Origin of the sequence: Salinicola avicenniae (genome assembly GCF_023736115.1) — a bacterium.
GTDB classification, from domain to species: Bacteria; Pseudomonadota; Gammaproteobacteria; order Pseudomonadales; family Halomonadaceae; genus Salinicola; species Salinicola avicenniae.
The window spans coordinates 306,684-331,066 of record NZ_JAKQZC010000006.1 but is presented as its reverse complement, the minus strand read 5'-3'; the positions used below and the strand labels follow the sequence as shown (position 1 = coordinate 331,066).

General features: G+C 63.6%; 21 protein-coding genes. 10 read left to right on the top strand and 11 right to left on the bottom strand.

The features are described from left to right. Positions 1-280: 280 nt before the first annotated feature. Positions 281-1,840, top strand: a complete 1,560-nt coding sequence (locus tag MC381_RS16140; RefSeq protein WP_251978785.1) for a sodium:solute symporter family transporter — start codon at positions 281-283, stop codon at positions 1,838-1,840. A 25-nt stretch (positions 1,841-1,865) separates the two neighbouring features. Further along, complete coding sequence (locus MC381_RS16135; protein ID WP_251978784.1) at positions 1,866-2,795, top strand: Gfo/Idh/MocA family protein; 930 nt, start codon at positions 1,866-1,868, stop codon at positions 2,793-2,795. 176 nt (positions 2,796-2,971) lie between these two features. Here MC381_RS16135 and MC381_RS16130 read toward each other — a convergent pair whose 3' ends face one another. The 4 genes from MC381_RS16130 to MC381_RS16115 all read right to left on the bottom strand — a co-directional run bounded on the left by MC381_RS16130 (position 2,972) and on the right by MC381_RS16115 (position 7,060). Next, positions 2,972-4,273, bottom strand: coding sequence for a TRAP transporter large permease (locus tag MC381_RS16130; protein ID WP_251978783.1), 1,302 nt, complete (start codon positions 4,271-4,273; stop codon positions 2,972-2,974). Between the two features lie 112 nt (positions 4,274-4,385). After that, on the bottom strand, positions 4,386-4,949 hold the full coding sequence (locus MC381_RS16125; protein ID WP_251978782.1) for a TRAP transporter small permease: 564 nt from the start codon (positions 4,947-4,949) through the stop codon (positions 4,386-4,388). A 73-nt stretch (positions 4,950-5,022) separates the two neighbouring features. After that, positions 5,023-6,021 carry a TRAP transporter substrate-binding protein gene (locus MC381_RS16120; RefSeq protein WP_251978781.1) on the bottom strand — a complete coding sequence of 333 codons (999 nt, stop codon included), beginning with the start codon at positions 6,019-6,021 and terminating at the stop codon, positions 5,023-5,025. An 82-nt stretch (positions 6,022-6,103) separates the two neighbouring features. Continuing rightward, positions 6,104-7,060 (bottom strand): LysR family transcriptional regulator, encoded by a 957-nt coding sequence (locus tag MC381_RS16115; RefSeq protein ID WP_251978780.1) that lies wholly within the window; start codon positions 7,058-7,060, stop codon positions 6,104-6,106. A gap of 321 nt (positions 7,061-7,381) precedes the next feature. Here MC381_RS16115 and MC381_RS16110 point away from each other — a divergent pair, with 321 nt between their 5' ends. The 3 genes from MC381_RS16110 to MC381_RS16100 are packed head-to-tail and all read left to right on the top strand — an operon-like array spanning position 7,382 to position 9,791. Continuing rightward, positions 7,382-8,134, top strand: a complete 753-nt coding sequence (locus MC381_RS16110; RefSeq protein ID WP_251978779.1) for a 5-oxoprolinase subunit PxpA — start codon at positions 7,382-7,384, stop codon at positions 8,132-8,134. Continuing rightward, positions 8,131-8,859 carry a 5-oxoprolinase subunit B family protein gene (locus tag MC381_RS16105; RefSeq protein WP_251978778.1) on the top strand — a complete coding sequence of 243 codons (729 nt, stop codon included), beginning with the start codon at positions 8,131-8,133 and terminating at the stop codon, positions 8,857-8,859. The genes MC381_RS16110 and MC381_RS16105 overlap by 4 nt, the downstream gene beginning before the upstream one ends. Then, positions 8,859-9,791: a 5-oxoprolinase subunit C family protein gene (locus MC381_RS16100; protein ID WP_251978777.1), complete on the top strand. Its 933-nt coding sequence runs from the start codon at positions 8,859-8,861 to the stop codon at positions 9,789-9,791. The genes MC381_RS16105 and MC381_RS16100 overlap by 1 nt, the downstream gene beginning before the upstream one ends. A 57-nt stretch (positions 9,792-9,848) precedes the next feature. Here the strand turns inward: MC381_RS16100 and MC381_RS16095 are convergent, their stop codons facing one another. Continuing rightward, positions 9,849-10,298, bottom strand: a complete 450-nt coding sequence (locus tag MC381_RS16095) for a DUF4174 domain-containing protein (protein WP_251978776.1) — start codon at positions 10,296-10,298, stop codon at positions 9,849-9,851. A gap of 314 nt (positions 10,299-10,612) precedes the next feature. On the opposite strand from MC381_RS16095, the gene MC381_RS16090 reads away from it, so the two are divergent. The 3 genes from MC381_RS16090 to MC381_RS16080 all read left to right on the top strand — a co-directional run bounded on the left by MC381_RS16090 (position 10,613) and on the right by MC381_RS16080 (position 13,501). Continuing rightward, complete coding sequence (locus MC381_RS16090) at positions 10,613-11,530, top strand: MurR/RpiR family transcriptional regulator (protein ID WP_251978775.1); 918 nt, start codon at positions 10,613-10,615, stop codon at positions 11,528-11,530. A gap of 153 nt (positions 11,531-11,683) precedes the next feature. Continuing rightward, positions 11,684-12,979, top strand: coding sequence for a pyridoxal phosphate-dependent aminotransferase (locus tag MC381_RS16085; RefSeq protein WP_251978774.1), 1,296 nt, complete (start codon positions 11,684-11,686; stop codon positions 12,977-12,979). Positions 12,980-13,120: 141 nt separating this feature from the next. Continuing rightward, positions 13,121-13,501 carry a DUF4168 domain-containing protein gene (locus MC381_RS16080; protein ID WP_251978773.1) on the top strand — a complete coding sequence of 127 codons (381 nt, stop codon included), beginning with the start codon at positions 13,121-13,123 and terminating at the stop codon, positions 13,499-13,501. Positions 13,502-13,602: 101 nt separating this feature from the next. On the opposite strand, the gene MC381_RS16075 is transcribed toward MC381_RS16080, so the two are convergent. The 3 genes from MC381_RS16075 to MC381_RS16065 form a co-directional block, all read right to left on the bottom strand. Continuing rightward, positions 13,603-14,136: a PRC-barrel domain-containing protein gene (locus MC381_RS16075; protein WP_251978772.1), complete on the bottom strand. Its 534-nt coding sequence runs from the start codon at positions 14,134-14,136 to the stop codon at positions 13,603-13,605. 166 nt (positions 14,137-14,302) lie between these two features. After that, positions 14,303-15,178: an AEC family transporter gene (locus MC381_RS16070; protein ID WP_251978771.1), complete on the bottom strand. Its 876-nt coding sequence runs from the start codon at positions 15,176-15,178 to the stop codon at positions 14,303-14,305. Positions 15,179-15,281: 103 nt separating this feature from the next. Beyond that, positions 15,282-16,301 carry a zinc-dependent alcohol dehydrogenase family protein gene (locus MC381_RS16065; protein ID WP_251978770.1) on the bottom strand — a complete coding sequence of 340 codons (1,020 nt, stop codon included), beginning with the start codon at positions 16,299-16,301 and terminating at the stop codon, positions 15,282-15,284. A 183-nt stretch (positions 16,302-16,484) separates the two neighbouring features. On the opposite strand from MC381_RS16065, the gene MC381_RS16060 reads away from it, so the two are divergent. After that, a complete protein-coding gene (locus tag MC381_RS16060; protein WP_251978769.1) occupies positions 16,485-17,405 on the top strand; it encodes a LysR family transcriptional regulator in 921 nt (306 codons plus the stop codon). Between the two features lie 158 nt (positions 17,406-17,563). Further along, on the top strand, positions 17,564-19,237 hold the full coding sequence (locus MC381_RS16055) for a multidrug ABC transporter permease/ATP-binding protein (RefSeq protein ID WP_251978768.1): 1,674 nt from the start codon (positions 17,564-17,566) through the stop codon (positions 19,235-19,237). A gap of 33 nt (positions 19,238-19,270) precedes the next feature. On the opposite strand, the gene MC381_RS18325 is transcribed toward MC381_RS16055, so the two are convergent. The 3 genes from MC381_RS18325 to MC381_RS16035 form a co-directional block, all read right to left on the bottom strand. After that, positions 19,271-21,934: a cellulose binding domain-containing protein gene (locus MC381_RS18325; RefSeq protein ID WP_286009773.1), complete on the bottom strand. Its 2,664-nt coding sequence runs from the start codon at positions 21,932-21,934 to the stop codon at positions 19,271-19,273. 161 nt (positions 21,935-22,095) lie between these two features. Further along, positions 22,096-23,070: a TIGR03915 family putative DNA repair protein gene (locus tag MC381_RS16040; RefSeq protein ID WP_251978767.1), complete on the bottom strand. Its 975-nt coding sequence runs from the start codon at positions 23,068-23,070 to the stop codon at positions 22,096-22,098. Between the two features lie 52 nt (positions 23,071-23,122). Continuing rightward, entirely contained in the window at positions 23,123-24,382 is a 1,260-nt protein-coding gene (locus MC381_RS16035; protein WP_251978766.1) for a putative DNA modification/repair radical SAM protein, read from the bottom strand. Position 24,383 lies beyond the last annotated feature (1 nt).

The window sequence follows — 24,383 nt, the reverse complement described above, 5'->3', positions numbered from 1 at the left end:
TCCTGACGTCGAAAAGGTTTAGACATTGGTCGCAGGCCGCTCATCACCGACGACACCGCGCCGAACGCCGGCAGCGGGCAGGGTAGCGGTGTTCGTCGATGATGGCGATGACACGACGACAACGGATTTGCGGTGGGCAACCGCTTGTCCGTCAATGGATTTCCCGATAACTGCTGACTAGTCTGGAAACGTGCTGGCGAAAGCCGCTGGCGCGCTGGCGATAGACGGTCCCCGATCGCAGGCCGGCCATAACAATTAACGCACCTGGACGAACGGACTCATGGAAGACCTTCAATTCTGGGATTTTGCCGTGGTCGCGGCCTATTTTCTCGTCGTGACATTCATCGGCTTCAAGACGGCACGGGGCAAGACGACGCCCGAAGAGCTGTTTCTGGCGGGCCGCACCCTGGGGCCGATGGCGATCGGTTTCTCGCTGTTCGCCTCCAACATCTCCTCCGACACGCTGATTGGCTTGCCAGGCGCGGCCTATCAGCACGGCATCTCGGCGGCCAACTATGAGTGGATGGCCGGCGTGGTGCTGATGTTCACGGCGATCTTTGTGCTGCCGGTGCTGATGCGGGCGCGCATTACCACCATGCCGGAACTGATGGAAAAGCGCTTCGACTCGCGGCTGCGCAAGTACCTGTCGGTGATTACCCTGTTCCTATCGATCATGCTGGACACCGCCGGGACGCTTTATGCCGGCGGGCTGATCGTCACGACCTTCATACCGGGCACCAATCTCTGGGAGGTCTGTGCGCTGCTGGCGCTGTTCACCAGTATCTACACGGCCTTCGGTGGCCTGCGTGCCGTGGTCTACACCGACGTGCTGCAGGCCTGCGTACTGATCGGTGGCTCGGCGGCGATGACCTGGATCATCTTCGGGCACTTCGACTACAGCTGGAGCAGCGTAAAGGAGGCAGTCAGCCCCGAAAAGCTGTCGCTGATCCGCCCGCTGGACGACCCCAGCGTGCCTTGGTTGGGGCTGATCACCGGTGTGCCGATCGTCGGCTTCTACTACTGGAGCATGAACCAGTACGTCGTCCAGCGCCTGCTCGGCGCCCGCGGTATTCAGGCGGCCGGCCGCGCCTCGGTATTCGCTGCCGCGCTCAAGCTGCTGCCGATCTTTATCATGACGATCCCCGGTGCCATGGTCGTCCCGCTGCTGCCGGGACTCGAGCATCCCGATCAGGTCTACCCGAAAATGGTGCAGGAGTTCACGCCGACCGGGCTGACCGGCCTGATTCTGGCCGGTCTGATCGCGGCACTGATGTCGACGCTGTCATCCACGCTCAACTCGTCCGCCACGCTGCTGACGCTCGACTTCGTCAAGCCGGCCAGGCCGGATCTGAGCGACGGCCAGCTGGCGAAATGGGGGCGTGTCTGCACCTTCCTGCTGGCGGCGGTCGCTGCGCTCTGGGGGCCAATGATCCAGTACTTCTCCGGGCTCTGGGCCTACCTGCAGCAAGTCTTCGCTTTCGTTGCCTCGCCGCTGGTCGCCACGTTCCTGATGGGGCTTTGGGTAAAATCGCTGGGCTCCTCGGCCGCTCTGCGCGGGCTCGCCTGCGGCCATGCGCTCAGCGCCGTGCTGTTCGTGCTGGTCGAGACCGGTCTGGTGCCGATCCACTTCACCATCATCGGCGGCATTCTGTTCCTGGCGACCGGGCTCTTTACCTGGCTGTGGATGACACGGCTGGGCTCGGTGGACCGCCCACCGCAGGAAGATGCGCGTATCGCGGTGATCGCGAAAGAGGGATTGGAGCGAGTACCGCGCGATGTCATGATCGGCATCGCTATCGTCTCGGTCCTGACCGCCATCATCCTCTATATGCTGCGGTGACCTGCGTCGCCGTCCGGGAGCTTTCATGGATATCATTCGTCTCGCGATCGTCGGTTACGGCAAGATTGCGCGCGATCAGCACTATCCCGCGATCACGGGCAATGCCGCCTATCGCTTGAGCGCGGTAGCCAGCCGCAACGCGCAGGTCGATGGCATCGCCCATTTCCCGACGCTCGAGGCGCTGCTCGAGGCTGAAACGCCGATCGATGCCGTGGCGCTGTGCACCCCGGCCAGCGTGCGTACACGACAGGCGCGCCTGGCGATGTCGCATGGCAAGCACGTGCTGCTGGAAAAGCCGCCGGGTGCCACCCTGGCCGAGATCGAGACGCTCAAGGAAGAAGCCCACCGCTGCGGCGTCACGCTGTTCGCGACCTGGCACTCGCGCCACGCCCACTGCGTGGCATCGGCACGACGCTGGCTGACGACGCGACAGATTCTACGAGTGGATATCGACTGGAAAGAGGACGTGCGCGTCTGGCATCCCGGGCAGGCGTGGATCTGGGAGCCCGGCGGCATGGGCGTTTTCGATCCCGGTATCAATGCGCTCTCCATCGCCACCGCGATACTGCCGCGCCCGTTTCACCTCGTCGAGGCGCAGCTGCAGGTGCCGGGCAACTGTCAGACGCCGATCGCCGCGTCACTGGATTTCGTCGATGGCGTCAACGTACCGATTCACGCCGAGTTCGATTTCCGGCAGGCCGATACGCCGCCGATCTGGGACATTCACGTCGAGACCGACGATGGCCGCCTGAGTCTGACCGACGGCGGCAGCCGCATGCTGATCGATGGCGTACTGCAGGAGGAGGGGCCGGATGCCGAGTATGCCGGGCTCTACGAGCGCTTCGCCGCGCTGATCGCTCGCGGGCAGTCGGATGTCGACGTGGCCCCGTTCCGGCACGTCGCCGATGCGCTGATGCTAGGCTATCGCCACACAGTGGAAGACTTTATTGAATAGCCGTTTTCGAATAGCCCTTATCAAATAGTCATAGTCGAGCGCCTTGAACAAAGAGCCTTGATCGTGCCGGCTTGATGGCATCGTGCTCGCCCTTCATACGTCAAAAGGCCCCGGACGCTCATGCGTTCGGGGCCTTTTTCGGAGTCGGGCAGTGCCACCGACAGGGCGGGGAAGCCTCAGCCGCTCATGGCCTGCGGTATATAGAGCACGATCTCCGGGAAGACTCGCATTAGCACGATGGCGACGAGCATCAGCAGGAAGAACGGCAGTGTGGCCTTGGCGATCGTGAAGATATTCTTGCCGGTCAGGCCCTGGATCACGAACAGGTTGAAGCCCACGGGTGGCGTGATCTGCGAGATCTCGACCACGATGATCAGATAGATGCCGAACCAGATCGGGTCGATGCCGGCGGCGGTGACCAGCGGCATGATGATCGAGGTCACCAGCAGAATCAGCGAAATGCCGTCGAGGAAGCAGCCCAGCACCAGCAGGAACAGGGTCAGCATCACCAGCAGCACGTTGGGCGACAGTCCCATCGCCGCAATCGCGTTGGCCAGCTCGCGGGGCAGGTGCGTGAACTCCATTGCCGACGACAGGAACGAGGCGCCGGCAATGATGAAGGCGATCATGCACGATGTGCGCAGCCCGGAGAACATCGATTCGAGGAAGATCGCCTTGTTGAAGTGACCGTTCCAGCGTGCGATCAGCATCGACAGCACCACGCCCACGGCGGCGGCTTCGGTAGGCGAGGCGACGCCGCCGTAAATGCTGCCGAGAATCCCGGCGATGAGCAGCAGCAGCGGAATGAGTCGCCAGCTGTTGCGGACCTTCTCGAGAAACGGCATGGGTGGTTCGGCGTGACCGGCGCCGCCGTGGCGGCCCGCCGTCAGCGACCAGATCACCAGGTAACCCATGAACAGCGCGAGCAGCAGCAGGCCCGGACCGACCCCGGCCATGAATAGCCGCGAGATCGATTGCTCGGTCACCACGCCGTAGACGATCATCATGATCGACGGCGGAATCAGCAGCCCCAGCGTTGATGCGCTTGCCAGCGTGCCCATGGCCAGCGTCTCGCTGTAGCCGCGGCGCTCGAGTTCCGGCAGCGACATCTTGCCGACGGTGGCGCAGGTGGCCGCGGAGGAGCCGCAGACCGCGGCGAACAGGCCGCTACCAATGATATTGGAGTGCAGCAGTCGGCCGGGCAGGCGGTTGAGCCATGGGGAAAGCGCCCGGAACATGTTGTCGGCGAGCCCGGAGCGGAACAGGATTTCGCCCATCCATACGAACATCGGCAGGGCGGTGAGATCCCAGCCATAGCTGGCGCCCCAGAAGTCGGAGGCCAGAATCGGCCCGACCTCGAAGGAAGAGAAGCCGGACAGCGCGACCCAGCCGGTGCCGAGTAGCGCAAAGGCGATCCACACGCCGCCGCCAAGCAGCAACGCGAGGGTGAAGAGCGTAACGAGACTGAGCGTCAGCACGAGTCGAGTCCTCGGTATCGGGCGTCGCTGGTGTGGCCTCGGCGCTGGAGCAGAGCGCTCCAGGCCAGGGGCCGGCGCAGCGCGTCGTCAGGTGTTGTTGTGAAACGGCGAGCTACTCGCCACCGAAGTCGTCGTTGTCGCCGGGCGCTACGTAGCGCGACGGCGCCGTCACGGCCTGGCGCAGCGTGCCCAGCAGCGCTTCGAGAAGCGATAGGGCCAAGAGCACGAGGCCGGCCACCAGCACGGTCTGCGGAATCCATAACGGAATCGCCATCAGCCCCGAGGAGACATCGCCGTACTCGAGGCTTTCACCGACCAGGCCGACCAGTTCCCAGCCGAGCAGCAGACTCAGCGCGAACGCGATGGCCAGGCAGACGACCTCGAACCAGGCGCGCACGGCGGCCGGCAGGCGGGCGATGAGCAGGGTCACGCGAATGTGCGCATGGTGGGTAAACGTGTAGGCCAGACTCAGCGATGTCGCGCCGACGAGAAGATAGGCGGCAATCTCGGAGAGACCGCTGATTTCGTAGCCTAGCCGGCTGATGCCCAGGGCAACGAGCAGTGCATCGATGCAGCGCAACAGCACCTGGATCGTGACCATGGCACAGATCGCGAGCATGCAGGCGGCGGCACCCCAGGCACCTAGCCGGTAGAGCGGGTCGAGTTTGAAAGTCATGGGACTCACCGACGTTCAATAGGTAGGCAAGAGCCCGCCATCCACCGTCGGCGGATGACGGGCGCGGGCGGGGTTACTCGCCCTGCTGGGCCTGACGCTCGCGATAGCGATCGACCAGCGCTTCCGCCTGGTCGCCTGCGCGATCGCGCCAGTCGTCGAACAACTGTTGGCCGGCGGCCTGTAGCTGGCTCTGCAGCTCCTCGCTCGGCTCGCTGATGGTGATGCCGTTCGCTTCCAGCGCCTCGGCGCTCTCGGCACCGTCTTCCTGGCTCATCTGCCAGCCGCGGCGTTCGGCCTGGGCCGCAGCGGCGAGGACGGCCTGTTGCGATGACTCATCGAGACGGTCGAAGGCACGCTTGTTGACAAAGACGATGTTCTTCGGCAGCCACAGGTTGGCGTTGTTGAAGTGCGAGACGTAATCCCACGCCGCCATCGAATCGCCGGTGGAGACCGACGTGATCATCGCGTCGACACGGCCGGTGCTGAACGCGGTCGGAATATCGGACTCTTCCGTCTGCGTCGGAATGCCATCCAGGTTCTCGACGAAACGCTGGGTGTTGATGTTCGGCGCCCGCACGCGCAGCCCTTCCAGCTGGGAAGCGTCGGTCAATTCGAAATCGGTGTAGATGCCCTGAGACGGCCACGGTACGGCGTAGAGCGGCATCAGCCCCTGTTCGGCAAACATCTGGGTGATGATCGGCTTGGAGGCCTGCCACAGGTCGTAGGCGTCCGCGTAGCTGGTGGCCAGCCCCGGCAGGGTGTCGACCTCGTAGATCGGTGACTCGTTGGAGAGCGTGGAGAGGAAGACTTCCCCCGCCTGTACGGTGCCCCGGCGCACCGACGGCTTGATCTCGGCATGGCCGATCAGCGAGCCGCCGCTGTGTACCGTAATGTTCAGCTCGCCGTCGGTCGCTTCCGCGACATCCTCGGCAAACTGCTTGGTGTTCTGGGTGTGGAAGCTGGCATCGCCGTAGGGCGAGGCGAGGTTCCAGTCCGCGGCATAGGCCGGGAGGGCGGCGGTGAGGGAACCGGCCACGGCCAGCGACAGCAGAGAGAGGTTGGGTACGCGCATAGACAGGCCCCGAGTTGTTATTGATTGAAGGAATCATCGGACGACCTCATTCTTCAAGTTCCGCGAGGATATCGTCCAATCGTTAATTCTTATCCGAAGTATCGGGCCAGACTTTCACCTGAGGGACATTGGTATCCTCAACGTGGCGGTCGGCATAGCGAGCGGCGCACTCCTGCGCCAGCTGCGTGACGCCACGGCAAAAGCTGGGATAGTTGCCGGTGCGCCAGATGGCATCGTAATACATGGCGGGCATGGGCGTCGGCAGACCGAGACGCACCAGCTCGCCTCGTTCGCAGGCATCGGCGACGGTCGAGACGGGCAGCGAGCCGATACCGATGCCGTCGACGCTCATGCGCACGATCGTCATCAGCGTGCTGGCGCAGTGAATCTTGGGCTCGTCCAGACCGCGCTCGGCCAGATAGGTGACAAGCTCACTGTAAGGGCGGGCCTGACGAGTGAACGAGACGAACGGAAAGCGAGCCAGCGCGCGCTTGCCGCCGTGGCGCAGGCGCTCGGCATGCTGCGGCGCGACGAACAGGCCCATCTCGTAGGTCGCCAGCGGCAGTTGTTCGACCGACAGCCCCGGCGCGACACCATCCATGGCAAAGATCAGATCGAGATCGTTGTCGGCGAGACGCTGGTGCAATACCGGCGAGATATCCACGGTGAGCTCGATGGTGAGCTGTGGGTGGCGCTCGGCCAGACGCATCAGAAAGGCGCTGAACCAGCTGTGGGCGATGGTTTCGATCACACCGACCCGCAGTGTCCCGGAGAAGTCATCCTGATTCTGGAACAGGCGCAGGGCTTCTTCGCGGCTGTCCAGCAGACGCTCCGCGTGAACATAGAATTCGCGGCCGCGTAGCGTGGGCTGAACGGGGCGGGCGCTACGGTCGAGCAGCGAGTCGCCGACCGCCGCTTCGAGTCGCGTGATGCGATCGGAAATGGAGGGTTGGGTCAGATGCAGGCGGGCGGCGACCTTGCGAAACGAGCCGAGGCGGACCACCCAAACGAAGGCCTCGAGCTCCTTGAAATCGAACATGCCGGATCCCGTCAGCGTCAGCAGAAGAAGGAAGGAGAAGCGCTGATTCTTCGGTGCCGAGGCGCAAACGTCAACTTTCCTCCTGCCGCATCGGCGTCGGTTGGCGACTGCGGAGGCCTCGCACTTGAAAGATTGCGCCGATAATTCGCATCGTGAAAAACGATTGGACCCTATTGCCACGGGTTTCTTAAAGTGCTTTTACAGCCTGCCCGGCGATCATGCTCGGCGACGGCGATCTCTCGAGAACGCTCTCCACTGCGATCTTCCCAGAGCGGTCTTGCGAGACAACGCGCTTTTACAACAACGATACGAGGTAACGCGATGAGCGCTCCGCTGCTCAACTGCGACATGGGCGAAAGTTTCGGCAATTGGCGGCTGGGGCTGGATGATCAAGCCATGCCGTACGTCGACTGCGCCAACATTGCCTGTGGCTTCCACGCGTCCGATCCGGATGTCATGCGCAGAACCGTCATCCTCGCCCGCGACAACGGCGTGCGTATCGGCGCCCATCCCGGCTATCCCGATCTCGCCGGTTTCGGGCGCCGCTCGATGGCCTGTTCGCCGGAAGAGGTCGAGAATCTGATGCTCTATCAGATAGGTGCGCTCGAAGCGATGTGCCGTGCCGAGGGTACCCGGGTCAGCTATGTCAAGCCTCACGGCGCGCTCTACAACGACATGGCCGGCAATCATGATCTGCTGCGTGCCGCCATGCGTGCGGTAGCGCGCTATGACCGCAGCCTGCCGCTGTTGGTCATGTCCACCGCCGACCCCGCGCCGGCGCGCGCGCTGGCCGAAGAGATGGGCGTGACGCTATGGTTCGAGACCTTTGCCGACCGCGCCTACGACGCCCGTGGCCATCTGGTGTCGCGTCGTCAGCCGGGCGCCGTGCATCATGATCGCGAGGTCATCGTCGCGCAGGCGGTAGCGCTGGCCAAGGGCGAGCCGCTGACCGCCAGCGACGGCAGCGAGCTGCGGCTGCCGGCCGACACGCTCTGCGTGCACGGCGACAACGCGGAATCCGTGGCAGCGGTGCAGGCCATTCGTGACGCCTTCCGGCAGTTGGTCGACGCATGAGCCGCCTATCGATTTCCGCCGCCCTCACTCCCCGGCTGGAGACCGTGGGCATGGATGCGCTGATGGTGCGTCTGTTCGATGCCATCGACGAAGCGCACATGCCCTGGATTCTAGCTGCCGACAGCGCCCTGCGTGCGCATCTCGGCGATGCTCTGGTCGACCTCGTGCCGTCCTACACCACGCTGCTGGTGCACTACGATATTGCCCGTCTTGACCAGGCTGAGGCGAAGCGTCGTATCCATACCGCGCTCGAGGGGTTGGCGCCGGCTTCGACGCAGACGGGACGCGAGCATCGCATTCCCGTCTGGTACGACGAGAGCGTGGGCCCCGAGCTGGCAACGATCGCCGAGCGGCTCGGGGTCGATCAAGACGAGATCATCCGCCGCCATACCGCGCGAGACTACTGCGCTTTCGCGCTCGGCTTCACGCCGGGCTACGCCTTCATGGGCATGATCGAAGAGGCGCTGGCCACGCCGCGGCTGAAGACGCCACGCCAGAAGGTGGCGGCCGGCAGTGTCGGCATCGCCGAGCGCCAGACCGCGATCTACTCGATGCGCTCGCCGGGTGGCTGGAACATCCTGGGACGGACTGCCGTGAAACTGTTCGATCGCGGACGCGAGGAGATCAGTCTTTTCCGCCCCGGCGACCGGGTGCGCTTCGAAGCGGTCAGTCGGGATGTCTTTATCGAACAGGGCGGTGATACCACGCCGCTGGAGGAGCGCTGATGCACGCGAAGACTGAAGGTGCGGCGCTGCTCGTCGAGCGCACGGGGCCGTTGGCACTGGTCGAGGATGGTGGGCGTTTCGGCGTACGCCATCTGGGGGTCACACAGGGCGGCGCCCTGGACTGGGTTTCCCTGGGCTGGGCCAACTGGCTGCTCGGCAACCCGCCAGAGGCCGCGGGTATCGAAATCACCGTCGGTGGCCTGTCGCTGCGTGCCGAGGCGACCCAGTGGCTGGCCATCGCGGGTGCCGATCTCGGCGCTACGCTGGATGGCCAGCCACTGGACGCCTGCGGCGGCTTCCTTATCGAGAAGGGGCAGGTGCTTGCCTTTGATCAGCCGCACGCCGGTTTACGGGCCTATCTGGCGCTGCCGGGCGGCGTGGATGCCGAGCCGTTCATGGGTAGCCTGGCCACCGTCGCCCGCGAACAGCTCGGGGGGCTTGACGGCCATGGCAGCGCGCTGAAGGTCGGCGATCGCTTGGTCGCGGCCGCCAATGTCGACGGCTGCCGGACATTGCCGGCGTCGTTGGCGATGCCGGCAGACGACAGCGTTCTCGAACTGGTGACGGGCGCGCAGATTGCCCATTTCGACGGCGCCAGCCTGTTCGCGGCCTTCAACGAGACCTGGCAGGTTGATACCCGGGCTGATCGCATGGGGGTTAGGCTGACCGGTCCGGCGCTGCGCTGCGGGCTGGGCGGCATGGTCTCGGAGGGCATTCCGCTCGGTGCCGTGCAGGTGCCGCCGGATGGGCAGCCAATCATTCTGCTCAATGACCGCCAGACGATCGGCGGCTATCCGCGACTTGGGGCGCTCTCGCCGCTGGCCTGTGCGAAACTGGCCCAGTGCGCCCCGGGCACCACGCTGAAGCTCTCGCCCTCGACGCCGCATCAGGCGCGTCGCGCCTACTTGAAGCAGCTCGGCGAGTGGCAGTAACGCCCGACTAGGCCGTTACGGCGTCGCTTGGCGCCGTGATGTCCGGGCCATGCCACCTCATTCAGCTTCGCGGCGGCGCATGGGCATACGGTCGATGGTGTCGTAGATCTGCTGCAACGACACATGGCCTCGCTGCTGCACTTTTTTGCCGCCATCCTTGCCGACCAGCACCGTGGTCACGCCGTTTGCCGGGTCGATATCCAGCGCCTGCAATAGCGCCTGCGTTTCATAGGGCGTCATGTCCTGGCCGAGGCGCGTGCCGTGGTCACCCTCGATCGTATAGAGCAGCATGTCGCGCGCCTCGAAGGCGTCGCGGCTGGCCTCCAGTTGCTGCCGCAATTCGCGGTAGGCGGGTTGCGTTTCGTTAGGCGTGATCAGAATCAGCGGGCGGAACTGCCCGCGATCGGTGATCAAGGGGTTGGCGGGATCCTTGCCGCCATCGGCTGATGCCGAACTGGTCAGCAGTGCACCGGCAATCATCACGGCGGCGGCCAGTCTGCTTGTCATTCGCTGTCTCCCGGCGGATTGTCGTAGAGCCCCATCAGGGCGCGTCGCATTTTGTCATATAGGCCAAACGTCGTTGTGCACGTTGAGCCCGTGACGACGCGTTATGCCTATAGTAGATGATGAGGCCAGTCGTCGATGACGAGGCTAGTCGTCGATGATGAATCCAGTTTTTCGTAAGGCCAGTCTTTCACGAGACCGCAGGGGGCGATCAAGAGGGAATACAGGGATGCAAAATAATTTTCATATATGCAAATAAAATTGCAGGCTGGCGTGTAGCAGCGTAGCCTGAACGTAACGACGAGGAGGTCTCGGTCATGACAGACCGTGCAGGAGTCACGTTGCCACCGAATTCCATCGCTTCGTTGCAGGCAACCGCCATTGCCGCGCGACGCGGAGAGACAGGAGGCCCCCGGCTGACGCCTGGGGCACTCAAGCTGCTAGAAAAATTGCTGGCCGAGCCCGAGTCGGCGGCGACGCTGAGTATCTCCGCGCTCGCGGCACAGCATGGTGTCAACGCCTCCAGCCTGACTCGTTTGGCGCACGCGCTGGGGCTGGCCGGTTTCAAGCCGCTGCAAGGGCTATTTCGTGCCGATGCGGCCGGGGGGGCTTTCTTTTCGACGCGCGCTGAGCGTCTGCTTGATCTCGACGATATCCCGGGGGTTGCCGGGGGGCTCTCGCGCTCCCAGGCGCTGTGGCAGGAGGAAAAGCGCAACCTGTCGCATACCGTTTCGGTCATCGATGACACCCGGCTGACAAGTGCCGCGCAGGCGCTGATCGCGGCCAATCGCGTTCACGTGGTCGGACAGCGAGCCTGCTTTGCCGGCGCGCACTACCTGAGCTACTACCTCGGCTATCTGCGCAGTGACGTACGGCTGATCGATTCGTTGGGGGGAATCAATCTCGAGGCCGCCCGCGAACTCGAACCGGGGGATCTGGTCGTCGGTATCAGCTTTCGACCGGAGACGCGCGTCAGTGTCGACTACTGTCAGCAGGCCCTGGAACAGGGAGCACAATTGCTTGCGCTCACCAATCAGCCGTCGGCGCGTCTGGCCGAGATGACCGATCTGACCCTGCTGGCCGGTGCGGAAGGCCCGTTCTTCTTCAATCCGATGAGCAGCCTGTTTGTGGTGATCGAGATGTTGTTGTCGACGATGGCCAGCGAGCTCGGGGGCAGTGCCGTGACCTCGATCCGTCGGCGGGAAGCGTTGATTTCGCGCTGGCAGGTGGAGTGACCCGGCGAGCCTTGTCTTCAGCTCGTTGCGTTGCTGGCAGTGTTTGTCTGACTGCGCCTCGTCGTCCCTGCGGCCGTGAGACGGCCGTTTTCTTCGACGCGAGTCGTATCGACTCGATCGTCACCGACCAGGAGAGTTCGGGAGAGTGTTGTCATGACTGCCCACGAAGGGTTGGCCGCAGAGCGGCTGGTACAGGGGTACGCTGTCGATGGGGAGGCCACGGCGGCGTCCGATACGCTGCTGATCAATGAGCAATCGCGTCTGCGCGAATCGCGTGGCGAACGTATCTTCAAGTTCGGCTTCGGCCAGTCGCCGTTTCCCGTCTTTGCGCCGGCGGTGGATGCGTTGGCGGTCAGTGCCGCCAGCAAGGCCTATCTGCCGGTCCAGGGACTGGCGACCCTGCGCGAGCGTGTGGCCGCTTTTCATCGCGAGCTCGATGGCAGCGACTGGCAAGCCTCGCGAGTGCTGGTGGGGCCAGGTAGCAAGCTGCTGCTCTTTGCGTTGATCAAGGCATTGCCGCCGGCCGAGATTCTGATTCCAGGCCCTGCCTGGGTCTCCTATGCGCCGCAGGTACGACTCGCCGGCCAGAAGGCCGTTCGCCTGCCGGCCCGTTACGATGATCGCTGGCAGATCTCCCCCGAGCAGCTCGAGGCGCACTGTCGCGCGGGTGAGTCTTGCCCTCGGGTGCTGATCCTCAATGTGCCGGGTAATCCCACCGGGCTATCGCCCGATGTGGCCACCCAGCAGGCATTGGTCGAGGTGGCACGGCGCTACGGCGTGATCGTGCTGGCGGATGAGATCTACGGACCGCTGAATCACGACGGCTCTCACCGGGCGCTGGCACGCGATTACCCGGAAGGAACGGTCACGACCAGCGGGCTCTCCAAATGGTGCGGCGCCGGTGGCTGGCGGCTCGGTGTGATGCATGTGCCTGCCGCCTTGGGCGAGGCCCTCTTTTCACGATTGCTGGGTATTGCCTCGGAAACGTGGTCCAGCGTGACAAGCCCGGTTCAGGAAGCTGCCTGCGAAGCCTATCGGCGCTCCCCCGAGCTGGACGACTATCTCGCCCGCCAGCGTGCCTGGCTGGGGTTGATCGGACACTGGTGCGCGAGACGCCTTCAGGCCGCCGAGGTTCGCACCCATCTGCCCGACGGCGGCTTTTACCTCTTCCCGGATTTCGAGGCCTACCGTGAGCGTCTGGCGGCGCGTGGCATCCATACTAGCGCCGAGCTGACGACGCGTCTGCTGGAAGAGGCGGGCGTCGCGCTGCTGCCGGGTAGTGCGTTCGGCTGTGAACCGACGGAACTCACGGCACGACTGGCTTACGTCGACTTCGACGGCGCCGAACTGATGGTCGAATGCCCGCAGCGCCACGACAGCCCCCTGGAGGTGCCGGCGCTGCGGAGGCTGCGCGACGGGATCGAGGCGCTGGTGGCCTGGCTGGCCTGAGCCGACACACGCTGGCTTTGCATTGGTGTTGTTTCTTAAGGCAACATTAAGTTGCCCGGTGATACATTTTCGTGGGAACTCTCAGCCTAATTGGGCATCCCACGTGGGGCATACGCAAAAAACTGAAATCTGGAGGTATTCATGCAACGGATCACTGCTTTCATTGCGGCTGCGATGATGACGACCGGCTTGGTCAGCGCACCGGCAATGGCTCAGGACACCGCCGACAGCGGTGCCGAGGCGCAGGCTCCCGCTCAGAACTTCTCTGACGACCAGCTGCAGCAGTTCGCGGACGCCTCCCAGGATATCGCCTCGATCTCTCAGGACTATACTGAGCAGCTGCAGAACGCCTCCGACGAGGGCGAGCAACAGGAAATTCGCCAGGAAGCGAATGATGAAATGGTCGAAGCCGTGCAGAACAGTGGCATGAGCGTCGAGCAGTTCAACTCCATCGGCCAGGCGATCCAACAGGATCCGCAGCTGATGCAGCGTGTTCAGGGCATGGTGCAGCAAGAGCAGTAAGGCACTCATCACGGCCCGCTGGGCCGTGACCCGGACATTAAAAAACCGCCGACATTCGTGTCGGCGGTTTTTTTGGCTTTCCGGTCGGTCTGGCGCCGCAATCAGTTGTCGATGGCGTCGCTGGCGTCCTGCAGCAGGCTGGACGTTGCTGACTTGGTGCTCTGCCAAGCGCTGGAGGCCCCTTCTTTAGTCTGTTCCCAAGCTTGCGCGGCGTTGGTCTTGGCATCCTGCCACCAGTCGTTGGTGTAGACAGGCTGCTGGTTCAACTCGTCGCGGTCCAGATCGAGAATGACGCGATAGTCCATGTCGTCGAGGCTATCGTCATTTTGGGTTTCAACCTGGAAGTGCCCCTTCTCGACCACGAACTCTTCATCGCCCATGTCGAGAACGCCGCCGGCTTCGACCACGATCGCTTGGACCGACATGTCTTCGCCGAGCAGGATGTCTTCGATGTCGCCGATGTCTTCATCCGGTGCGCTCTGCAGATAGACGTCCGCGTCCATCAGCTCGTCCGCCGAATAGAGGCCCTGCGGATCCTGATCCGTATCTTGGGCAATGGCGGCTTGGGACAGTACCGCGCTGCTGGCGGCGAGACTGACCACACCGAGTGTCTGCTTCCATGACAGTTTCTGCATTCTGACTCTCCTTGCCTTGCGGCTACATTGGCGTGCAACTTGCTGTAATCCAAAGGCTTTCAAAAAGATTACAACTTGTAATGTAGTCGTTCGACGCCGGTTTGCAAGCGTTGTTACATACCTTGGAACGGCCGCGCCAGCCCCGGCGTGCGACGCTTTCTCGGTGCTACAGCATGAAGGCGAGTTCGAGCGGCAAATAGAGGAAGGCAAGCAGCGTCGAGCAGAACACCAGACTGGCGACATACTCCGGTTCACGTCGGGAGCGCTGTGCGAAGAGGTAGTTGTAGACCGCGACCGGCATGCTCATCTGCAGCGCCACGGCGCTGGCGGCCAGCGTCGACAGCCCCATCAGGTGGGCGATGCCGAACGAGAGGGCCAACGCCACCGGGACGCGACACAGCGTGAACAGGAAGCCCGAGGAGAGGTTGCGTGCCTGTATACTGGCCAATGAGACGCCGAGGGTGATCAGCATCAGCGGGATGGTGAGGCCGGATAGCAGATGCACGGTGTTATCCAGCCACGCCGGCAGGGGAATACCGGTGAGCATCAGCGTCAGCGAGATCGCGATGCTGTAGAGCGTCGGGTTGCGCACCAGCGCCTTCAGTGGACTGCCGCGCGATGCCATCATCATGCCGACGGTGAACTGGATCAGCGCATTGGCGACCCAGGCCGTCATGGCATAGGTGAACCCGGTCTCGCCGAAGGCGTAGAGCGAGACCGGCAGGCCCATGTTACCGGCATTGGGGTACATCATGGGCGAGATGATGACGCGCCACGATTTACCCAGCAGCCTGGCGACGCCGAAACTGGCCGCAGCCATGCCCGCGAGCACGAGGAATGTCGTGGCGAGTGTCAGGCCGAAAGCATGGGGTTCGACATCGGCGTTGGAGAGCGAGGCCAGTACCAGGGCGGGGGTTCCGATATGGAAGACCAGCTTGGTCACGAACTCGGTAGGGTAGGAGAGGCCGAAGCGAATCCATCCGAACCCGATGCCCGCGCCGACCAGAACGGGAGCCATGACAGCGAACAACTGCGCGAGCATCTGGGGTCCTTAGCGTACGGTAACGGTCGCACAACCGGCTGCGACGAAAGTGGAATACCTATTGTCCACAATTCGCGCCCCGGCTGGCAATGTGCGCAGGATCTCAGCTGACCTCGACGACAATCCTGCCCTGGTGGTTGGCACAGGTCTCGAGATAGCGATGCGCTTCGACGATTTCCTCGAAGGCGAAGCGACGATCGATCTGCGGCCGGATCAGGCCATCACGTGTCATGCGATCGATGTCGGCGATGGCCCGATCCAGCGCTTCGCGATTCTGCGGGATGCCGTTCTGCGGCTTGCCGCTGAAGTTGGACAGACAATGGACGAAAAACTGGATGTTCTTTCGAAACGCCGCCTGAGCCGGGAACGAGGTGTCGTTGCCACCCAGCATGCCATAGAGAATCAGCCGCCCGCGGGTGGCCATGACCTCGCCCAGTAGATTGAGCTGGCGACCGCCGAGCACGTCGAGTGCCACGTCGATGCCATGGTCATCGGTGAGCTTGTTGATACGGCTCACCACATCCTGGCTCTCGGTGTGGATTACCGCGTGCGCCCCCAGCGACTTGAGATACTCGATACCGCTTTCGTATCGCGTCGCTGCGATCACTTTCGCGCCCAGGGCGCGGGCGACCTGAATCGCGTAGGGGCCGCCGATGTGGCAGGCGCTGGTAATCAGTACTGTCTCGTCTGGCTGCAGGTCAGCGACCTCGCGCAACCCCAGCCAACTGACCAGTGACGGCATGTAGTGGACGCAGGCTTCGGCCGGGGAGAGTCTATCCGGGTAGCGGATCAGGGCCGCTTCCGGCAGTAGCGTGCGCTCGGCGTAGGTGGCGTAGCGATTGGGATCGAACGCTGGAATCGAGGCGACGCGGTCGCCCGGTGCGACGCGAGTGACATCGGCGCCGACCTCGATCACGGTACCGGCCATCTCCGTACCCAGACCGGCTGGAAGCTTTGCCTCGGTCGAGCCCATATTGCGCCGCCACAGCATATCGACCCAGTTGACGCCGATGACATCCACTGCGACCAGCACCTCGCCGGGCGCCGGGGCCGGTAACTGCCGATCGATGATCTCGAGTACGTCGGCGTCGCCATATCGTTGAAATTGTATCGCGCGTGGCATGGTAGACCTCGGTTCTGCCGAAACTCGGCTTTTACTCTATCGATGAAGATGGACCAACACTATGTTCGATTGTTGATACTGCCTATAAATTCCATCGATACTGCAGATGTCAGCCACGGCTCGACGTCGGCAGCGTCGACGAGGTCGGCGGCGCGGCAATTCTCCCGGTGAAGCGAGGTGTCGATGAACCGTAGTGATTTGCGTGGGGTCGATTTCAAGCTGTTGATCGTATTCGAAACATTGATGCAGGAACGCAGCGTGTCGCGGGCGGCAGAACGGCTGTTCCTGGGGCAGCCGGCGACCAGTGCCGCCCTGGCGCGGCTACGCGATCTCTTCGAAGACCCGTTGCTGGTGCGTACCGGACGCCAGATGACGCCGACACCGCGAGCGCTGGAGATCTACGAGCAGCTGCAGCCGGCGCTCGATGCGATCTCCAACGTGCTGAGCCACACCCACGAATTCGATCCCGCCACCAGCGAAGCCGTCTTTCGCGTCGGCTTCAGCGATGATGTCGAATTCGCGCTGCTGCCGGCGCTGCTGCAACGCCTGCGCACCGAGGCGCCGGGAATCGTGCTGGTGGTTCGCCGTGCCGACCTCTATCTGATGCCGGAGCTGCTCAATACCGGCGAGGTAACGGTGGCGGTCGGCTACGCCGGCGAGCAACTGCCGGCCAACGCCAAGCGGCGCATTCTGCGTCAGAGTCGGCCCCGCGTGCTGCGCGCCGACAATCGGCCCGGCGCACTCTCGCTGGATGACTACTGTGCCCGTCCGCATGCGCTGGTCTCCTTCGACGGCGACCTGAACGGCTATGTCGACGAACTGCTCAAAGGTCACGACAAGCGGCGGCGGATCGTGCTGGCCGTGCCGCAGTTCAATAGCCTTGCCTCGCTGCTACGGGGAACCGACATGGTGGCCACCGTGCCCGATTACGCCGCCGAGGTGCTGGCGGCTCAGGGCGGCCTGCGCGTCGACGAACTGCCGCTGGAGCGCGCGCCGATGCCGCTGAGCATGGTCTGGCAGAGCGTCTACGACAACGACCCCGCCGAACGCTGGCTGCGCTCGCGCATCCAGATGATGTTTTCCGACGATAGCGACGACGACTAAGCGGCGGCGCCGGCATGGCTTGACTTGCCGCGGCAAGATCAGAATCATTCGCGCTTCGGCGGCGTGTCCCGACGGTGCGGATCTGTCGGCAGCTCCTGGGATCGCCAGCCTTCATCCTCGTGCCCGAATGGGTGCCCTCACCGCAGCTCGGGAGCGGAATGGAACTACTGCGCGTCGTCTTTCGTCACTATCGCTGGCCGTTCATCGGCGTCATGCTGCTCAGCCTGCTGAGCGCGGCGCTGGGGATCGGCGTCATCGCCTTCATCAATCATTACCTGATCGTCACCGCCCCGGGTGGCGGTGACATCAGCGCGGTCACGGCCTTGCTGCCGTTCATCGGGCTGGTGGCACTGCTGCTGGCGGTGACGCTGGGGTCGCAACTGGCGTTGACGACATTGGGGCATCACTTCGTCTATCGGTTACGCGGGCGTTTGATCAAGCGCATCCTCGATACCGATATCGAGCGCCTTGAGCAGCTCGGCAGTGCACATCTCCTGTCGAGCCTTTCCAGCGATATCCGCAACGTGACCATCGCTTTCGTGCGCCTGCCGGAGCTGGTCCAGGGCGTGATCATCACGCTCGCGTCCATCGCCTACCTGATCTGGCTGTCGCCGCCGTTGCTGCTGGTCACTGCGATCTGGATTGCAGTGACCATGGTGGTCGGCTGGTGGCTGGTATCCAGGGTTTACCATCACATTCGAATCACTCGCGCCACGGAGAGCCGGCTCTATCAGGATTACGAGACGATCATTCATGGCCGCAAGGAGCTATCGCTTAATCGGGATCGCGCTCGGCACCTGCTCGAGGAGGTCTACGACGCCGACGCTCAGACTTACCGCGATCACATCATCCGCGCGGACACCTACCACCTGAGCGCCGGCAACTGGACCAATATCATGATGCTGGGCGCGATCGGCGTGGTGTTCTTCCTGGCCAACGGCCTTGGCTGGTCCAATACGGCAGTGGCAGCGACCTTCTCGCTGACCCTGCTATTCCTGCGCTCGCCGTTGATTCAGGCCGTCGGGGCGACTCCCACCCTGATCACTGCCCAGGTGTCGTTCGACAAGCTGCGTGAACTGGAGCTGGCCGAGTACCGCGCCGAGTTCGACCTGGTCGAGACTCACAGCGAGTGGCAGTCGCTAGAGATGCGAGATATCACCTACCGCTATCCGGCCAAGGCGGGGCGAAACGGCTTCTCCGTCGGCCCGCTCAACCTACGGCTGGAACGCGGTGAACAGGTCTACCTGATCGGTGGCAACGGCAGCGGAAAATCGACGCTGGCCAAGCTCTTGACCGGCCTCTATCGACCCCACGCCGGTGAAATCCGGATCGACGACGAGGCGATCGGCGAAACCGGTTGGCACCGCTACCGCCAGCGCTTCTCCGCGGTCTACACCGATTTTCATCAGTTCGATCGCCTGATGGGGCCGCGCGGTGGCGCCGCCGATCCTGCGCTACTGGATAACTGGCTGGACACCCTGCAACTGGCGCAGAAGCTTCAACTCGATAACGGCAAGGTGCTCGATACCGAACTTTCCCAAGGGCAGCGCAAGCGTCTGGCGCTACTGATGGCGCTGGTCGAGCAGCGCCAGATTCTGCTGCTCGATGAGTGGGCGGCGGATCAGGATCCGCAGTTCCGGCGTACGTTCTATCGCGAACTGATGCCGCGCTTCCGCGAGCTGGGGATCACGGTCTTCGCGATCAGTCACGACGACCACTATTTCGCTCACGCCGACCGCCTGCTGGAGATGCGCGAAGGCCAGCTATACGAGCTGGCCGGCGACGAGCGCGCGCTGGCGAGCCAGGACGCGGTAGCCCGGATCGACACCTGAGGACGATCGATCCGAAGCCAGATGCCCCGTGGTTCATGACAGGATAAGCTGCCCCGGGTCGAGATGATCGAGCCCGCCTACGCCAATCACCAGCTCCGGAATGCCATCACCGTTGGTGTCACCCTGGAGCTGGCCATCGTCAAAGCGTAGTTGCCCGGCTTCACCGCTGAAGCCCTTGCCGTCCTGCCACTCGAAAGCCTGATGGCCGGCCTGCGTGGTATCCGCATCCAGCGCGGAGAGGTCGATATGGTCGTCGTCGCCGAAGTCGAGAATTTCGTCGATCGACAGGGGCGTTGACTCCATGGCCGCGTGCCAGACGAAGCGATCCTCGCCACCGCCGCCAATCAATCGATCGCTACCCATGCCGCCGATCAGGATGTCATCCCCGGCGCTGCCGGTGAGAATGTCGTTGCCGCTGCCGCCGGTCAGGATATCGCTGCCGTCGAGCTGCCGGTCGACGTCGGTCAGCAGCTCCGGCAGGCGCACGCCGCCGGGCAGCGATCCCTCGTCGATGGCGACGTCGCGATTGCCGAGCTGGATCGCCCGCGGTATCTCGCTGGTCTCGGCGTAGGCCTTGAACGAAATGCGCAGGCTGTCGCCGGCTTCCAGATCGCCCTTGGCGTGACTCAGCGTGTAGACGTCACCGTCGCGCTGGTTCAGGTCGGCGCCGTAGACGGTGTCGATCGTGCCCGGCAGCGTTACGCGAATCGGGTCGCCGGCCACGGCGTCATCGCCCTGGTTGGTGATGGTGATACCCAGTACGTAGCCGTTCGACCAGCGACTGACGACATCGAAGCTGGCGTGTAGCGGGCTCTCGTCGGCGGCGACTTCGCGCTGGTCCCGGTAGGCGTCGGGCGTGATCGCTGCCGGCGAACCGACCTGGCTGACGTCGCCGGTGACGAGATTCATCAGTTGGCCGTCGTCGAACAGGGCGAGCTCGATATCGCTCAGCGTATCCTCGGTACCGTGGCCCTTGATGCGCCAGGCGCCGTCGTCGAGTGCGGTCAGCGTGTAGTCGTCCAGCGCGCCGCCGAACAGGGCGGTGTCGTGGCCGGCGCCGCCTGCCAATCGATTGTCTCCCCAACCGCCGCCGCCGGCGAGTATGTCGTCGCCCAGGCCGCCGATCAGGGTGTCATCGCCCAGACCACCATCGAGATAAGCGCCGTCGTCCCCGGCCTGGACCGTATCGTCACGCCGGGAGCCAACGAGATAGTCGACCGTGACCTGGTTGGCATCCGGAGCCGTCGGGGCACCGAAGCTCTCGCCTTCGTTGAGCCAGACGCTGGTCGACATGGGATCGTTGTCGGCGTCGCGCACCGACTGCTCGACATGCACGCGATTGTCGTGATCGCGCCCGCCATGAAAGTTGATGTCGCGATCGGTCGAGGTCACCGTGATGTCGTTGCCGACAGAGGAGTGCCAGGAGGCGAACAGCACGCTGTGGCGCATACCGCTGTCGCTCAGGTCGTTGAACTGACCGTCGTAGTTCTGACGCAGCTCGAAGGCATAGCCGTTGCCGCCGCTGCCCTTGTTGAAACTGCCATCGGCGCTCAGCTCGGTTGCCGACACGTCAAGCGAGTTGCTGAATTCGAAGGCGACGGACGGGCCATTGGTGACCGAGACATCCTCGAGACTGGCGCCCTGAGTGTAGGCGAGTTCGACGGCGTGATAGCGCGACAGATCGGAAAGGGTGTTGCTGAACTTGCCGGCATCGGGTTGGCCAAGTGTAAAGGCAACGCCGAACCCGGCCAGCGAGACGCCCTCCAGTGCGGTCACCTTGGCCACCTGCGTCGCGCCGGCCTCCAGGTCAAAGTGAACGCCGCGATCGAGAGTCACGGTGTTGCCGTCGATGGCGGTGATCTTCGCCATGCTGGTGCGCAGTGGCGAGTCGGTTTCCCGCCAATCGCTGTCGCCGATCGCATCGAGAAAGGCATCGTCGTTGGGTTGGGCTAGCTTGAGCACGTCGCCGACCGCGAAGGCATCCGTATCGGCGAGTACGAGGCGCGTGTCGCCTTCGTTGGCGCTGGCATTCAAGGTGGTGAGCGGCTCGCCCTCGCGCCCGGTCACGCGAATGGCATTGGCCGTGTCGTTTGCCAGGGCGGCGTCGGTAAAGGTCAGCGTCGTGGCGTCTGAACCCGCGCCGACGAGACGAAGGTCATCGCGTGCCACGACGATCGCGTCATCGAAGCGATAGTCACCGGCGGCGAGGTTGATGGTGGCCCCTTTGGGGGCCGCGTCGATCAGGGCGTTGAGCGTGGCCGCGTCAATGCTGTCATCCACGGTGATCGTATCGTTGCCACGCTCGTCTTGATCGAAGACGTAAGCGTCGCCCAGTAGATCTGGCGGAGTGTAGGTGTCGCTGAGTCGAGTGGCCTGGTCGCTGAGCGAGGGGGTGTTGCCATCGATCTCGACCGCTTCCGGCATGCGGATATCGTCACCGAGCGCCTTGATCTTGAAGCGAGCCGAATCGCCCGCGGCGATCGCCGTCTCATCATGGATCGTGTAGCGGGAGCCATCTCGGGTGAGCGCGTCCGCGCCCCAGTACTGCGTGATGTCGGCGTCGAGATCGAAGTCAATCTGATAGCCGGGAAGCTTGCTCTCGCTCTGATTGGTGACGACGAGTTCGAGAACGTAGCCGCCGTTCCAGGTGCTGGTAATTGCGTAGTCGAGCTGTAGTTGAGACTGGTGTTGTGACATGTGCGCATCTCGGTAGACAGACTGTCGATGCGTCCTGCTGTGACGTCTCCGCGACCTCCTATGCCGCGGTTCGAACGTTCGTTTCAAGCGCTGAAACGAAGCCTGCCTACCTTGCCGGAATCAAGCGTGCGGCATGTCTAAAATAAGTGACATCTTATGGACTATTTGTTGCCTTTGGCGGATAACGTATGGCTAACGTAATTATTACGTAACGATATTGGCTTGCCATCGCGTTGGCCGACGCTGGCCACCTGGGCCAAGCGTTGCCCGCCGTGGCGTGCGCCAGCTTCCAGCGTGGGTATCAGGTCTCCTTCGCTGAGCTGGCGCCAGAATCGCTGCGGCATATGCTGCGTCATGACGCGGGAATTGAGACGGGCCGGGTTGAAGGTGCTGACGAAATAGGCACGCCATAGCGCATGATCGTCGTCACCTGTCATGGCGGTGCGCGCGGCTTCGGCCCAGGCGACCGGGCAGGGCATGCGGTAGTCGAATTCGTGCCCGTTCCAGGCGACCCCGCCGCGAGGCGTCGCGATCAGGAAGCGAGAGCTGCCGAGACGATCCGCGAAGTGCTCGGCACCCAGGTCGAGGACGTCGTGTGCTGGCTCGAACCAGGCCAGGAACTCGCTGTCCCGCAGGACGATATCACGGCTCGTCTCATCGCCACTCGCCTCATCGCCACTCGCCACATTCCCCTTTGGCGCCTCACGATGAAAGCGCAGGAAGGCATGCATATGGTGCGCCTCGCGCCTGACCGCATGGGCGCGTCGATGCAGCTCGCTGCCGTCGCTGTCCGCCGGATGCGATGCCGCGGTATCGCCCCGGGCCAGGCGCCAGACGATACGATAGAGCAGCGACCAGCGGTCGTGGCAGGCGTCATCCCGGTAGCGCGCACTCTGCTCGAGCAGTGCTAGCTGGTCTCGCGACAGCGTCAGCCGGGCGCCGCGATCCGCTGGCGGCAGCGCTGCGCTGTCGGCCGCCGGTGTCGCGAACAGGTCGTCGTGAAGCGCATCGCCATCCTGCCAGGTGATGTCAGCCGGCTGGATGCCGGCCTGAAGCAGCTGGCGAGCACGTTGACGCCATTCGGTAAAATCCGTGGCCCGGGCGACATGGCGGGCATCCGAGCGTGTAGCCGTCATATTGGTTGTTTCATGGCGATAGCATGCCTCATCTCTCGACGCCAGACCGACCTCATAGCAGTGCCATTTGTGCCGGCTGCGGGGCTGTCAGCTGACGACGCAGGCGCGAGCTCTCCCACTGGATCTCGGCGGGGCGGTAATCCTGGGTGGTGACGAACGGGCGCAAAGACGCCATCCGGCAGCGCAGCGCGATCAGATCCTGATAGCGAATCCGGCGCTGACGACGCAGGTCGATCAGGCGTTGCACGCTGCGCAGGCCGATCCCCGGCACGCGGGCGATCATCGCCGGTTCGGCGCGGTTGAGATCGACGGGAAAGTGCTCGCGGTGATCGAGCGCCCAGGCCAGCTTGGGATCGACCTCCAGATCCAGGTTGCCGGGGCGATTCAGCAGTTCTTCCGCCTGAAAACCATAACCACGGATCAGGAAATCGGCCTGGTAAAGGCGATGTTCGCGCAGCAGCGGCGGGGCGGCTGGCGGCAGGCCGCTGGGGCTTTCGGGAATCGGGCTGAAGGCCGAATAGTAGACGCGCTTGAGCCGGAAGCGTTGGTAGAGGTGCTGGGCGGACTGCAGGATGGTGCGGTCATCGGTGGCATCCGCGCCGACGATCATCTGCGTGCTCTGGCCACCGGGCGCATAACGCGGCGCCAGGCGCTTCGGGTTCGCGCTGCGCGGTAGATGCTTTGCGTCCCGCTGGGCATCGTCGTTGGCGGCATCGATACGCTGGCGCATTTGGCCCATGGCCGAGTGGATGGTGCCGAGCTCCTTTTCCGGGGCCAGCGTTTTCAGGCTGGTCAAGGTCGGCAGCTCGATGTTCGCGCTAAGCCGGTCGGCGTAACGTCCCGCCTCCTCGATCAGCGCCGGGTCCGCTTCCGGAATCGCCTTGAGATGAATATAGCCGCGGAACTGATGTGTCTCGCGCAGTTGTCTCGCGACCTGGATCAGCTGCTCCATGGTGTAGTCGCTGGAGCGGATGATCCCCGAGCTCAGGAACAGTCCGCTGATGGTATTGCGGCGATAGAAGGAGAGCGTCAGGCGTACGACCTCCTCTGGAGTGAAGCGTGCCCGGGGAATACTGCTGGAGCGGCGGTTGATGCAGTACTGGCAGTCGAACAGGCAGAAGTTGGTCAGCAGTACCTTGAGTAGCGAGACGCAGCGGCCGTCCGGCGTGAAGCTATGGCAGATGCCCATGCCGCTGGACGCGCCAAGGCCCGCCTTGCCACGGGAGGAGCGCGTCGGCGCGCCGCTACTGGCGCAGGACGCATCGTACTTGGCGGCATCGGCCAGAATGGAAAGCTTGTCGATCAGCTCCACG